At 34.8% G+C, this 14153-nt stretch carries 14 protein-coding genes; 7 read left to right on the forward strand and 7 right to left on the reverse strand.

Annotation, left to right across the window (positions count from 1 at the left end; genetic code table 11):
* Positions 1–25 precede the first annotated feature (25 nt).
* Positions 26–745 (forward strand): FkbM family methyltransferase, encoded by a 720-nt coding sequence (locus tag A8143_RS02730; protein WP_066755907.1) that lies wholly within the window; start codon positions 26–28, stop codon positions 743–745.
* On the opposite strand, the gene A8143_RS02735 is transcribed toward A8143_RS02730, so the two are convergent.
* The 5 genes from A8143_RS02735 to A8143_RS02755 form a co-directional block, all read right to left on the reverse strand.
* Positions 746–2089: a DEAD/DEAH box helicase gene (locus tag A8143_RS02735; RefSeq protein WP_066755910.1), complete on the reverse strand. Its 1344-nt coding sequence runs from the start codon at positions 2087–2089 to the stop codon at positions 746–748. It abuts the gene before it with no gap.
* Between the two features lie 116 nt (positions 2090–2205).
* Positions 2206–2736: a hypothetical protein gene (locus A8143_RS02740; RefSeq protein WP_066755919.1), complete on the reverse strand. Its 531-nt coding sequence runs from the start codon at positions 2734–2736 to the stop codon at positions 2206–2208.
* 120 nt (positions 2737–2856) lie between these two features.
* Positions 2857–5304: an endopeptidase La gene (gene lon, locus A8143_RS02745; protein WP_066755922.1), complete on the reverse strand. Its 2448-nt coding sequence runs from the start codon at positions 5302–5304 to the stop codon at positions 2857–2859.
* 122 nt (positions 5305–5426) lie between these two features.
* Positions 5427–6584, reverse strand: coding sequence for a GlmU family protein (locus tag A8143_RS02750; protein WP_066756159.1), 1158 nt, complete (start codon positions 6582–6584; stop codon positions 5427–5429).
* Between the two features lie 64 nt (positions 6585–6648).
* Positions 6649–6906, reverse strand: a complete 258-nt coding sequence (locus tag A8143_RS02755; protein ID WP_066755925.1) for a type B 50S ribosomal protein L31 — start codon at positions 6904–6906, stop codon at positions 6649–6651.
* Between the two features lie 192 nt (positions 6907–7098).
* Between A8143_RS02755 and A8143_RS02760 the strand changes: the two genes are divergently transcribed.
* On the forward strand, positions 7099–8487 hold the full coding sequence (locus A8143_RS02760) for a right-handed parallel beta-helix repeat-containing protein (RefSeq protein WP_066755929.1): 1389 nt from the start codon (positions 7099–7101) through the stop codon (positions 8485–8487).
* Between the two features lies 1 nt (position 8488).
* Here the strand turns inward: A8143_RS02760 and A8143_RS02765 are convergent, their stop codons facing one another.
* Positions 8489–8821 carry a PKD domain-containing protein gene (locus A8143_RS02765; RefSeq protein WP_066755932.1) on the reverse strand — a complete coding sequence of 111 codons (333 nt, stop codon included), beginning with the start codon at positions 8819–8821 and terminating at the stop codon, positions 8489–8491.
* Positions 8822–8872: 51 nt separating this feature from the next.
* The gene (locus A8143_RS02770; protein ID WP_175437464.1) at positions 8873–9421 is read right to left on the reverse strand and encodes a SanA/YdcF family protein; all 549 of its coding nucleotides are present in this window, start codon (positions 9419–9421) and stop codon (positions 8873–8875) included.
* Between the two features lie 284 nt (positions 9422–9705).
* On the opposite strand from A8143_RS02770, the gene A8143_RS02775 reads away from it, so the two are divergent.
* The 5 genes from A8143_RS02775 to A8143_RS02795 all read left to right on the forward strand — a co-directional run bounded on the left by A8143_RS02775 (position 9706) and on the right by A8143_RS02795 (position 14152).
* Positions 9706–10275 (forward strand): RNA polymerase sigma factor, encoded by a 570-nt coding sequence (locus tag A8143_RS02775; protein ID WP_066755938.1) that lies wholly within the window; start codon positions 9706–9708, stop codon positions 10273–10275.
* A gap of 1 nt (position 10276) precedes the next feature.
* Entirely contained in the window at positions 10277–11095 is an 819-nt protein-coding gene (locus A8143_RS02780; RefSeq protein WP_066755941.1) for a hypothetical protein, read from the forward strand.
* 119 nt (positions 11096–11214) lie between these two features.
* The gene (locus A8143_RS02785; protein WP_066755944.1) at positions 11215–12177 is read left to right on the forward strand and encodes a DUF6089 family protein; all 963 of its coding nucleotides are present in this window, start codon (positions 11215–11217) and stop codon (positions 12175–12177) included.
* A gap of 80 nt (positions 12178–12257) precedes the next feature.
* The gene (locus A8143_RS02790) at positions 12258–13292 is read left to right on the forward strand and encodes a quinone-dependent dihydroorotate dehydrogenase (RefSeq protein WP_066755946.1); all 1035 of its coding nucleotides are present in this window, start codon (positions 12258–12260) and stop codon (positions 13290–13292) included.
* Between the two features lie 5 nt (positions 13293–13297).
* Positions 13298–14152 (forward strand): hydroxymethylglutaryl-CoA lyase, encoded by an 855-nt coding sequence (locus tag A8143_RS02795; RefSeq protein ID WP_066755949.1) that lies wholly within the window; start codon positions 13298–13300, stop codon positions 14150–14152.
* Position 14153: the final 1 nt, after the last annotated feature.

Below are 14153 nucleotides of genomic sequence, written 5' to 3' on the forward strand. Positions count from 1 at the left end.
ATTTTATCCTATTTTTGTACCGCCTATGAAGAATTTTATAAAATTAGTATTGCAAAAGCTTTTAGGGTATGAGCGGTATTTGAGAGTTTTTTCAAACTACAAAATCAAAACGCTTAAGTCAGATGAAAAAGAAAAAGACTTTTTTGCTTTTGTAAATTCAATTTCTAAAGAAGGTATTATTTTAGATGTTGGAGCCAATATAGGAATTATGACCTATCATTTATCCAAAAGTTTTCCTAATCGCAAGGTGATAGGAATCGAACCAATGCCTAATAACTTTAAAGTTCTTCAAGATCTCGTGCTTCAAAAAAAACTTAATAATGTTGAACTTTATCAAAATGCCGTTGGTGAAGGTGAATCAACCATTGAAATGATCTTGCCCATGGATGGTAAAGTGAAAATGCAAGGGTTAGCCCATGTAGTTCATGATACAATAAAAGAATGGAACGAAGGAGAGACATTTACTGTTCAATGCTTGACTTTAGATGATATCGTTGCTGGAGAAACCGTAGCGGGTATAAAGATGGATATTGAGAATTTTGAATATTTTGCCTTAAAAGGAGCCCGTCATATTTTGACCACACATAAACCGATTGTTTACTTAGAGTTATGGGAGAATGAGAATAGGGATAATTGTTTTGAGCTACTTCGCACTTTAGGTTATCATGCTTATGTGTTAGTGGATGGAAAGCTAAATCCTTATGACCCAGCATCGCATAAAAAGCAAAATTTTATTTTCAAATAATTATCTTTTTTTCTTTCCTCGTGGTTTTTGTCCTCTCGTCTTCGGCTTCTTGTATTTTGCTTTTATTTTTTCCCGGTAAGATCCTCCTTTATTAACTTTTTGATTTTTGAGTTTTTTCTCAGTTTTCACCTGTTTAACCCCTTTTCTACTTGGTTCAGGTAAGTAATTTTTATCCGCCAAATTAGGCTGCTCTTCAGGTGTGAAAATGTCTGAAATTTCAACATCATTCGGAATTGACATTACATCAATTTTGAAATTCATGAGCGACTCAATTTCTTCGAGATAGCAAGTTTCAGCTTCATTTACGAAAGTAATCGCATTTCCTTTTGCTTCAGCTCTACCTGTTCGACCAATTCTATGGAGGTAATTTTCTGGATAATCTGGGGTGTCAAAATTGATGACATGACTGATTCCTTCAAAATCTATCCCACGTGCAATGATGTCAGTGGCGATGAGTATCCTTAAACGACCGTCTTGGAATCGTTCAATTGAACGTAATCTATAGTTTTGCGATTTATTAGAATGGATAACGCCAATTTCTCCTTCAAATTGTTCTGTAAGTTGCTCTTCAAGTCTATCGACTAGTCTTTTACTTTCGGCAAAAACCAACACTTTTTCAAAGCTTTCGCCTGTTTTAAGTAAGTGCTCAAGTAGGTTTACTTTTGTGAAAAAATTCGGAACTTTAAATACAGTTTGATGAATATTATCTAAAGGCGTTCCTTCAGGTACAACAGTAAATCGTTCGGGTTGATTAAAGAATGCATCAATAAGTTCGTTGACATCAGCGGTCATTGTTGCTGAAAAGAGTAAATTCTGACGTTTTTCAGGAAGTATATCCAATAAGTTTGTTAGCTGCACGCGAAAGCCTAAATTGAGCATTTCATCCACTTCGTCGATTACTAATTTTTGGATGTTTTTTAATCGTAATACACCCGATAATGCCAAATCTAAAAGCCTTCCGGGTGTGGCAACTAAAATATCACTCCCATCATATACGTTCTGTTTTTGCGTATTAATGTTAGTTCCACCATAAACACCTTTAATGCGAACGCTCATGTAGGTTGTGAGTTTTTCAAATTCTCCAACAACCTGGACTACAAGTTCTCGAGTTGGAACGAGGACTAAAATACGAGGATGCTTTTGTTCGGAATATTTTAAATGTCTCAACAAAGGCAAAGCATAGGCAAATGTTTTTCCTGTTCCAGTTTGAGCTATCCCTACTACATCTCTGCCAGAAAGAATAGTGTTATAAGCCATTTCCTGGATAGGAGTAGGTGTGTCAAAACCTAAATCGGTTAAGGCATTATTAAGAGGTTTTCCTATGTTTAAATCTGTAAAAGTCACAATCCATTAATTTTTTGTAAAGTTAGCTTAATTAAATTTAGAAATTTGATTCGTCTTCGAATTAAGCCAAATTCGGGTTCATTTTTTAATTCAATCAACCCCTTTCTACAAACTCATTAAAGAACCTCTTCGTCCGTTTCAATTTTTCGACTTCCTTTTTTTAAATTCACGCCAGAACTGAGGTCTATAATCGAAATTATTACTAAGCCTATAAGACTGAGTAAACAGATATAATAACCAAAAGAAACGATTTCAAAAAATCCTTTTCCTTCCATCTGAATTATAGCCAATGTAGTTATTGTAAGTAACACAAATAAGCTTGGTATAGAAAGCCATAATCGCATTTTCTTTTTATTCAAGTATTCTAAAAATAAAGCAACGCTTAAAAGCATAGGGATGACGATCAAAAAAATTAAATAGGCAAGAGAGCCGTCGTAGGATCCTCCTAAATCATTTAACTGGTCTAGGTTAGTACTAGCTTGAGTCAATCTAAAACCACTCACTGAATAATTGAAAAAAAGTAAGTTAATACTGACCCAAGGAAGCAGAAAACTTACAATTCCAACTGCGGCTAAGGCCATATAAGTCTTACTATTGCTGGTTCTCAATGTCTTTTTTTCACTATTTGATTTTTCTGTGGCATTCATATAAAACTCATAAATGAGCTACAAATATAAAATAATGAATTAAAGCTAATACAATTCTATTTTTTATTAGAGAACTTATATTGTTGATAACGAGAAGTAAAAAATGGCAAAGCCATCGAATTAATCGATGGCTTTTGCCTTAGCTACTTTTTCTTTCAATAAAGCTATTTTAATGACTTCGTCCATCGTTTTAACGTAGTGAAAGGTAAGTCCTTTTAAATAATCTTGATTGATATCTAGAACGTCTTTTTCATTTTTCTCAGACAAAATAATTTCTTTAATATTGGCTCTTCTAGCTGCTAGTATTTTTTCTTTAATTCCACCAACCGGTAACACAGCTCCCCGCAATGTGATTTCACCAGTCATTGCGATGTATTTTTTTACCTTTCGTTGCGTAAAGGCAGAAGCGATAGAGGTTAGCATGGTGATACCAGCGGAAGGTCCATCTTTTGGAGTTGCTCCTTCTGGTACGTGGACATGTACATCCCATTTATCAAATACTGAAGAATCAATGTTAAACTCCTCTGAGTTGGCTTTTAAATATTGATGAGCCAATACAGCAGATTCTTTCATTACATCGCCCAAGTTTCCAGTCAAAGTTAATTTACCTTTTCCTTTCGAAAGACTTGTTTCAATGTACAAAATGTCTCCACCAACTTGTGTCCAAGCAAGACCGGTTACGACGCCTGCAAAGTCATTACCAAAGTATTTATCCTTTCCATGTGATGGGCCAAGAATTTTTAATAGGTCATCGCTAGAAACTTTAACATTATACTTTTCCTCCATTGCAATTTGTTTCGCTCTATTTCGAACGATTGATGCAATCTTTTTTTCTAATCCTCTTACTCCTGATTCACTGGTATACTGTTCAATAAGGCTTTCCACTAACTTTGCCGAAAATGAAATTTCTTTTTTTGATATTCCATGTGCTTCTAATTGTTTAGGGATCAAATGACGCTTTGCAATTTCTTTCTTTTCTTCAACGGTGTACCCATTCACTTCAATCATTTCCATTCGATCTCGCAAAGGTCCTTGTATAGAAGAAATATTATTTGCAGTGGCAATAAACAAAACATTGGATAGGTCATAATCCAATTCGACAAAATTATCATTAAAGTTGGCGTTTTGTTCTGGATCTAATACTTCAAGTAGAGCAGAGGAAGGGTCTCCCTGATGGCCTCTTCCTACTTTATCGATTTCGTCTAATACAAAAACAGGGTTAGAAGTCTTAGCCTTTTTCAAATTTTGGAGCACACGACCAGGCATAGCTCCAATATATGTTCTTCTGTGTCCTCTAATTTCCGCTTCATCGTGCACACCACCAAGAGACATACGAACATATTTTCTTCCAAGCGCCTCTGCAATAGATTTACCTAGAGATGTTTTACCTACCCCGGGAGGTCCATATAAACATAGAATCGGAGATTTCATGTCTTTTTTTAACTTTAGCACGGCTAAATGTTCCAATATTCTATTTTTTACCTTTTCCAATCCAAAGTGATCCCTATCAAGAATTTTTTTCGCTCTTTTTAAGTTGAAATTGTCTTTTGAAACTTCGTTCCAAGGTAATTCAAGAATCAAATCAATATAATTCATTTGAACTGAAAACTCGGCACTTTGAGGATTCATTCGGCTCAATTTATTCAATTCTTTCTCAAAAGATTTTTGGACCTGTTTAGGCCATTTTTTGTTCGTCGCCCTTTTTTCGAAATTTTTTAATTCGGTATCAACAGGGTTTTCACCGAGTTCATCCTGAATGGTTCTTATTTGCTGATTTAGAAAGTACTCTCTTTGCTGACGATCCATATCCATTTTCACCTTGGTTTGGATCTCGTTTTTCATATTGAGCATTTGAATCTCAACAGAAAGTTGTTTGATTACCTTCTCAATTCTCGCTGGAATTGAGTCAATCTCAAGTAGTTTTTGTTTTTTCTCAACTTCACTATTAAGATTTGATGCTATGAAATTCACCAAAAATGTTGGGCTTTCGATATTTTTAATCGCAAAAGTTGCCTCAGACGGAATGTTTGGAGATTCTTTAATTATCCGCATTGCCATTTCCTTCATAGAATCAACCAGCGCCTTGTTTTTATCATCGGTCATATCAAGCTTCATTTCTTGTAAAGCTTGAACAGTCGCTCTAAAATAAGGTTGTTCTTCTATAAATTCAACAACTTCAAATCTTCTCTTTCCCTGAATAATAACAGTTGTACTTCCGTCAGGCATCTTAAGACGTTTTAAGATCCTAGCAACTGTTCCAACCCTATTTAGGTCTTCAGCAAATGGGTCTTCAACATTCGTTTTCTTTTGGGCAATCACCCCAATAATTTTGTTACCACGATACGCTTCTTCGATTAAGCTTATCGATTTATCCCTTCCTATTGTTATAGGTATGACAACACCCGGAAATAAAACATTATTTCTTAGCGGCAGAATTGGTAGCGCTTCAGGCACGCTTTCGTTATTTAAAATATCCTCTTCTTCTTCTGAGATTAAGGGAATAAACTCAGGTTCTTGGTCAAGTATATTTGATAAGGCAAAAAAATCACCTTTATTAGATTCAGACATAAATTCAGTTTTTTTGTCAAATTGTCATTTTGGCTACAATATCCCTATTTTTCTCTGCCAGTTTTCGGCAAATATTAGAGGTTATGTAGGTTTTTATCATTTCCCTTGATAAGGTTCAATCATTATGCCAAATTATAGAGATGTGTTAAAATAGATTGATCCGCGTCTGAAAGTTCAATTTTTCGTCGAGCCATCATGTTTTTCGCAACTTCAAAAGCTTTCTCAATAATAAATTTATCCGTATTTTCAACACCTCCCCATGCAAATGAAGGAATATATTTTGGGGGGAAACCTCCACCAAATATATTGGCAGAAACGCCAACTACAGTAGCCGTATTTAACATGGTATTTATCCCAGTTTTAGAATGGTCGCCCATGATAGTGCCACAAAACAAAATAGGGGATAAAACCATTTGCTTTTTACCGAAGTCGTATATTTTTACATTCGAATAATTATTTTTAAGATTACTTGTGTTCGTGTCAGCACCAAAGTTGCACCACTCACCAATTACCGAATTTCCCATAAAACCATCATGTCCTTTGTTGGAATAAGCTTGGAAAATGGAATTAGAAATTTCTCCACCAACTTTACAATGTGGACCAACAGTTGTAGCTCCGTATATTTTTGCTCCCATTTTTACAGTTGCATGTTCGCCTATGGCAAATGGCCCACGAATAATTGATCCTTCCATAATTTCCGCGTCTTTGCCAATATAAATAGGGCCAGTTGAAGCATTTAAAATTGCATGATTAACTTGAGCACCTTCTTCAACGAATATTTCATTTGGTGCACTAACTTTATTAGTGTCATTGAGTTTGTTAGATTGCCTGTGTTCAGTTATTATTTCGAAATCAACTTTTAAGGCTGTATCATTATGTTGGAAGAGTTCCCAAACTTTGTTAAAATGAGGAAAGGTTATAGTTTTAGATAGAACAATTTTCTTTAGCTCCTGCTTACCTTTTAGCGCTATTCTTTCACCATTAGAATAAAGTGCTTCGCCTTCTTTAAGTGTAATAACTTGTTGAAATAATGACTTGGTCGGTTTAATATTACCACTAATCGTTATGGTGTCATTCGTTGCACTTCCTTGTGGGTATTTTACGTTAAGATAGGCCTCTGTATTATAAGTCTTGGTGATCTCATTAAACTGTTTTTCAAATAAGGCCAGCCATGATTCTTCAACCGTTTGAATACCAAATCGAAGTTGCGAAACGGGTTTTGTTAAAGTCAAGGGGGCTAAAGCGTGATGTAAATTGTTATCGTCAAAAATTATCTGCATAAAATAGAATAAAAAAACCCGTCGAGGCATCGCCAAGACGGGTCACTAAATTATAAAAAAAATCTTATTTTTTCATGTTCTTACCATAACGGTTTTTGAACTTATCAATACGTCCTGCTGTATCCACAAATTGCATTTTACCAGTAAAGAACGGATGAGATTCTGAAGAAATATCCAATTTAATTAGTGGGTATTCAGTTCCGTCTTCCCATGCCTCTGTTTCATTTGAAGTCGCGCAAGAACTAGATAAAAATCTATAACCGTTTGACATATCCTTGAAAATAACCAATCTGTAATCCTCTGGATGTATTCCCTTTTTCATCTTATTTTATTTTAATCTTCTTAAATTCTTTTCCGTTTCTTCAGCAAATTCAGTGGTTTTACTTAAAAATCAATCCCCTGATTCGATGTAAGAGGGTGCAAATTTAGTATTTTTTTTTAATTCATGATTATTTTCGGGCATAAAATAAAAAAAGTAAAATTACGTAATTACATTTGTAAGATAGTTATATATATGCGATTTACTTTTATTTTTAGCTTAATCTTGTTGTTTACGGCGTTATTCGCATGTAAAAAAGATAAAAATTTTACGAAAGATCATCTCGATTTTTCAGCGGATACTTTACTATTCGATACCGTTTTTACAACCGTTGGTTCAACAACCAAAAGGTTTAAAATTTACAATAAAAATTTCGGGAATATTAAAATTGAAGAGGTGCAATTAATGGGAGGGGAGGACAGTCCTTTCAGAATTAATATAGACGGTGTATCTGGGGTTAAACATTCGAACTTGGAATTAGCAGGAAATGATTCACTTTTTGGTTTTGTGGAGGTTACACTGGATGTAAATGGCGGTACCTATCCAATGGTTATCTCTGATTCAATACGATTTTTAACAAATGGTTTAAATCAATATTTGAAGCTTGCCGTTTGGGGGCAAGATGCTTATTTTCACGCGCCTGAACCAGGTGAAAACTTAGTACTTGTATCTGATGAGATTGAATTGTGGAATAATGATAAGCCTCATGTTTTATATGGTTTGGTAGCCGTAGACTCAGCTCAACACTTAACCATTCCTCAAGGAACGGACATTTATTGTCATAAGGATTCTAGGTTAATCATTTATAAAGGTTCTATTGATATTCAAGGTGAGCTTGGTAATGAAGTAACTTTTCAAGGAGATCGTTTGGAGTCTTTTTATGATGATGTAACCGGTCAGTGGTTCGGAATTCAGCTAATTGGAGCGCGGGAAAGCTCTATTAACTATGCGATTATAAAAAATGGAGCAATAGGACTAGGAATCTATGAAGTACCATCAGGAAATATAAGACTTACAAACACGATAATTGATAATTCAAATTTCTTTAATTTGCATCTATCGGATGGAGGCGCGCTTTACCAAGTTGAAAATTGTTTGTTTGGAGATGCAGGAACTTCTTCAGCTTTTCTTGAGCAAAGTACCTATTTCAATATGAGACACTGTAATTTTGTAAATTATTGGTCTGGCTCTCGTAATGGTCCGGCGCTAGCTATAAGAAATTGGAAACAGGTTGATGGTGATATTCAGTTGGTAAATGTGGTTGATTCTAGAATAGATAACTGTATTATTGAAGGAAATGGAGCAACTGAATTTGTTTTGGATACGCTTCCATTTGATGGACTAACTTTTGATGTAACAATAAATAGTTCTGCCATAAAACGTGAAGAAATATATACCTACGATAATTATACAGCGTCTGTTAGATGGAATATAGACCCGATGTTCGTCGATTATTTCACACGCGATTTTCACTTACAACCAGCTTCACCTTTGGTAAATGCAGGAGACCCTTTGAATACGAATGGTGCTGATATTGAAGGTGTTGGGCGAGGTGTTCCAGATATAGGTTTATACGAGCAGTAAATTAATTTACTGTAACTGATTGCGTTACAGTAGATTTGTCACCTGCAAACGAAAAATCCGAATAAGCATGAAGGGTAATTGTATAACTACCTGGCATAGAGAATGCATGAGTGAACTTTGGATCTGACCATCCTAATTCATTTTCCACCGCTTCTTCTGGTCCTTCTATGTACCATTCTAAGCTTAAGGCATTTTCAGAACATGAAGTAAATTCAATGTCCTTATCAACTGATGTTGTTGTTTCACTCAATTCCATACAAGCCTCGGTTGTTTTATCACAACTCAAAAAGAGAAGCGATAATGCCGGAATAAGGAAGTATAATTTATTTGCCATAATAATTTTGTACTACGAATTTAAAAAAGATGTTTCGAATAGCAACCGATATTATAAAAATTTAGGTTGAGTTTTTAAGATGTAAATGTCGATAACGGCCAAACATTTAGAAAAATACGAGCGGTAATGAGTGAAATTGTGCATTGAACGTACATCTTTGGCATTGAATGCAATGGCATCTATTTGAAATGAGTTTGCTATAAATAGTGCTTTTTGGTTGTGAAACATTTGAGAAACAATGATTATATCCTTCTTGTGAAACACCTTTTTCGCTCGAATGACACTGTCCAAAGTTCTGAAACCAGCAAAATCTTTGATAATTGCGGTCGATGGAATTCCTTTATTTACGAGATACTTTGCCATATCTTCCGTTTCATTGTAAGAAAAATGATGGTTATCCCCACTTACAATTATGGATTTTATTTTACCGGCGTTATACAGTGAAATTGCTGCCTCCATTCGATACTTAAAGTAAGGGTTAATGCCATATTTACCATTTTTTCGACTACCTAGGACTAAAGCTGTTTCTCTGATTGGAACATTTTCGATTTTGGCGTAAACCTGGTTTTTAGTTTGTTCAATTACAATTTTATTTCCCATTATTAGTAATGAGCAGGTGCAACAGAATAGGTAGAATAATAAAGACACTTTTTTCATATGACTAATTTACATATCTTTAAGTGGATGGAACGAGGATATGATATTAGTTAATGTTTCATCTTTTAAATGCTTTATTCCATTGATTATTCGGTTGTTTATCAAGACAATAATCTGGATGAAATGGCGTTGATAATATTGTGGCAGTAATCTTGCAAGGAAAACTGTAACGAAAACTGTATTGATCGTTATACAGTTGCAAAGAAATTAAAACCAAACAAAAAACTATGTCGACGAACCCTATTTATCACCACACGGAGGATAAGCTGCTAAAGGAGCTTAAGTGGATAAAGTACGCTCAAGAAGATCCTCGAGGTTTTGAGCCGCTGTATAACAAATACTATGAGCAGATTTTAAGGTATATCTATCAACGAGTTGATGACAAGGAGCAAGCATATGATATCGCGAGTCAAGTGTTTTTAAAAGCCTTAAATAACATTCATAAATACGAATATCGAGGAGTGCCTTTTGCTTCATGGTTGTACCGTATAGCAAAAAGTGAATTGTATCAGTCGTTTCGTGATAAAAAAGCAAGAAGAACGGTAAATGTAGACACCGCAAGATTGTCAGATGTCATTGATGAAATGGAAGAAGATACAACAGATGAAACACATAAAATGTTAATTAAATTGATCTCCAAATTGAAAGAAGAAGAGGTTCAAATGGTTGAACTTCGATTTTTTGAAAAGAGATCGTTCAAAGAAATAGGGGAAATTCTCGAAATTACAGAGAATAACGCCAAAGTGAAATCGCATAGAGTAATCAACAAAATGAAAAAACTATTCAATCAGATCTAGAATGAAAGACAGGAAAATAAACGTGGATCGTCCTCAACTGACTGCAGAAGAAATTCACCAAGGAAAAAATTTTGATGCAATTGTGAGAAACCACCAGCTAATGTCCAAACCGTTTTATAAACAAACTTGGTTTTATGGTACAACCGGTCTAGCCTCCATTGGAATAATAATTGGGGGCATGGCCTTGCAAAGCTCAAATTCAGAACCAATGGTCAAGCAAGAGGTGCAAATGACAGATGTACCTCCTAATTTAATCGCTTTGCACCAAGAGGTTAACGAAAAGCCCGTTAAAGAATCAACTATAACGGAGGAAAAGGAATCAAAGACAATAGAAATCGAACCTAAAAATATTCAGCCAATAGAAGAAACAACTACTCTAAAATCAGAAAAGAAAAATTCACAAAATACAAAACCAACGCTAGAAGAAGTTGAAGAGGATTTTGAAGAGATTGATGAATCAGATAAAATTGAGAAAACTGAACAGCCTAATATCGAAGAAAAGAAAAAAAATAAGGCAATGGATATGTTTCCACGAATTAGCGATAAGATAGGGGGAGCAATCACAAGAAATGAGTTATTCGATAACAAAGGAATAACAACTGAAGGTGACATTAGCATTATTCATTTCGAACTACACCTTATTGATGGTTTGGGTGGTAAAGTATATGCGCAAGAAGGAAATACACTAAATTCCGAAATGAAGTCGGCGCTTGATAAAGTTGGTCAAGGAGAGACAATTTATTTTGAAAATATTCGTGGTAAAATTAAAAATGGCACCGAAGTTCGTTTAAATCCATTGCGTTATGTTTTAATGAATTAAGATTGTTAAATTTTTAAGCAGTCTGTTGTAAACTAATCTTTATTTTTTCAAATAATTGAGCAAATAATCATTGGTTTATGTAACTTTGGAAATCAATTGATCAAATTTTATTGTTATAAATGTTATTCACGAGGCAATTTCTTCTTGGGCTCCCGTTCATCTTATTGTTCCATGTTGGAGGGCATAGTCAGTCTTCACATTTCACAACATCTGATTATTGGAAAACACAAAAGAAGGAGCTTATTTTTGGCATTGGAGCTTCGAACTTTTTAGGGGATCTTGGAGGATTGGATAAAGTTGGTACCCATTTTTCTCCATTAGATATGGAATGGAATGTAACAAGACCATCGGGCCATGTTGGTTTCCGTTATCGATTTAGACCTTATTTTGCTACGAAATCATTTCTGCAATACGCAATCTTAAAAGGGGATGATGCATTGACAAGCGAACCTTTCCGAAGAAATCGAAATCTTAGTTTTCGTTCTCATATTTTAGAATTTTCTCAGACTTTAGAAATCATTTTCTTTAATTTTGAAAGGTTTGGAAAAAGGTATAAAATACCAGGAATTAAAGGTGTGAGAAATAAAAATACGGTGGCTTATGTTTTCGGAGGTATTTCAGGTTTTTTATATGTTCCGCAAGGTCCTGGTGGCGGCGGATGGACAAACCTACGACCATTGAAAACTGAAGGGCAAGGATTACCTGGTGCTTCAAAAGATAAAACTTATGGATTATTTAGTTTAGGATTACCAGTTGGTGTTGGATTCAAATTTGGTTTAGATCAACTTTGGAGAATGTCTGTAGAGTTAAGCTATACACAAACTTTTACCGATTATTTAGATGATGTGAGTGGAACCTATTATGATAATGATGCTATAAGAGAAAACTATGGGGGAACCGCCGCGTATTTTGCGGATCCATCTAATGGTGAATTCCCAACCTGGACTCATGAAGGTGAATTAAGGGGGGATTCCTCTCATAACGATGGATATATATTTTTGAATGTTTCCTTTGTTCGAAATATAACTGTGAAACGATCAAGAAAAATAAAATGGGCCTCTGGATCTAGAGCTGTTTTCTAGTTGAGATTTCTCACATAAATTATACTTAACTTGCCGTTAATCTAAATGGCTGTATTAACTTTGTGGAAATATTTAGGGAAATGTATAAATTAATCCTCCGTCCGTTTTTGTTTCTTTTTGACCCTGAAAAGATCCATTATTTTACGTTTAGTTTAATAAAATTTACAGCTAAAATTCCTGGTGTTAGATTTTTAAGGCGTGCAAAGTATAAATTAAAAGATCCACGACTAAAGCGAACTGTCTTCGGTTTGACATTCGAAAACCCTGTTGGAATGGCAGCAGGATTTGACAAGAATGCTTTAATTTTGGATGAATTATCTGATTTTGGCTTTGGTTTTGTAGAAATTGGTACGGTTACACCTAGACCGCAAGAAGGTAACCCTAAAAAAAGGTTATTTCGATTAAAGGAGGATCAAGGATTAATTAATCGAATGGGATTTAATAACCAAGGAGTGGATGCCGTTGCTGAACGATTAAAATCTACAAATAAATCAAAAATTATCGTCGGCGGTAATATCGGAAAAAATACTAGTACATTAAACGAGGAGTCAAAACCAGATTTTGTTGAAAATTTTGAAAAGTTACATCCTTATGTCGATTATTTTGTAGTGAATGTAAGTTGTCCAAATGTGGGGGATACTGCGAAACTTCAGGACAAAGATTTTTTAGTTGATTTATTGAGTACCTTGATTGAGAAGAATAAATCTTTTGACATTCAACGTCCAATTTTATTAAAAATAGCACCTGACTTAAATAATGTCCAGTTGGATGAGGTTATCGAGATTGTTCAGGAGTCTGAAATTGATGGAATAATTGCTTCTAATACTTCTGTCGATCGGTCAAATTTGAAAACTTCGGATGAAGTACTAAATTCTATTGGCAATGGTGGCCTAAGTGGAAAACCAATTCGAGATAAGAGTACGGCAGTCATTAAGTACATTGCAGAAAAATCAAATAAAGCCTTTCCAATTATTGGAGTTGGAGGTATACAAACGCCTAAAGATGCGCTAGAAAAGCTAGAAGCAGGAGCAGATTTAGTACAAGTGTACACTGGTTTTATTTATGAAGGACCGGGAATGGTAAAGAAAATTAATAAAGAAATTTTAAAATCGTAAAGCAGATGTTAAAGTTGATTGAATGCCCAAGGGATGCTATGCAAGGTTTGCATGATTTTATCCCAACGCAAACAAAAATAGATTACATCAATGAATTACTAAATGTAGGTTTTGATACGATTGATTTTGGAAGTTTTGTCTCCCCAAAAGCAATTCCTCAATTGAGGGATACTGCTGAGGTTTTAAATGGACTAAAAGTTGATGGCAAAACTAAATTATTGGCAATTGTAGCAAACAAACGTGGAGCGGAAGATGCCACTAAATTTGATGAAATTAACTATTTAGGTTATCCTTTTTCTATTTCAGAAACATTTCAAAAAAGGAATACCAATGCCACAATTGACGAATCATTAAGTCGAGTTGAAGAAATTCAAAATTTATGCATTAACCATGGTAAAAAGTTGGTAGTCTATATATCAATGGCGTTTGGAAACCCTTACGGTGATGCCTGGGATATAGAAGTTGCTGCAAAATGGAGTCAACGCCTTTCAAATGATTTAGGAGTCGAAATTTTAGCGTTATCCGATACCATTGGTGTCTCTAATCACGAAAACATAACCACTTTATTTCAAGGTTTAATTCCGGAATTACCAAAGGTTGAATTTGGCGCTCATTTACATTCTACTCCAGAAGCTGTCTATGAAAAGGTGAATGCTGCTTATCAAGCTGGTTGTCGTAGATTTGATGGAGCTATCAAAGGGTTTGGGGGCTGTCCAATGGCTGCGGATGACTTGACAGGAAACATGCCGACCGAAGGAATGGTGGCTTATTTTGATGAAAAGAATATAGAAACAAATTTAGATAAAAAACAATTTTTAGAAGCTCAGGCACGCGCTTTGCAGGTGTTTCCAATAAAATAAA

Source organism: Crocinitomix algicola (genome assembly GCF_001661595.2).
GTDB lineage: Bacteria > Bacteroidota > Bacteroidia > Flavobacteriales_D > Crocinitomicaceae > Crocinitomix > Crocinitomix algicola.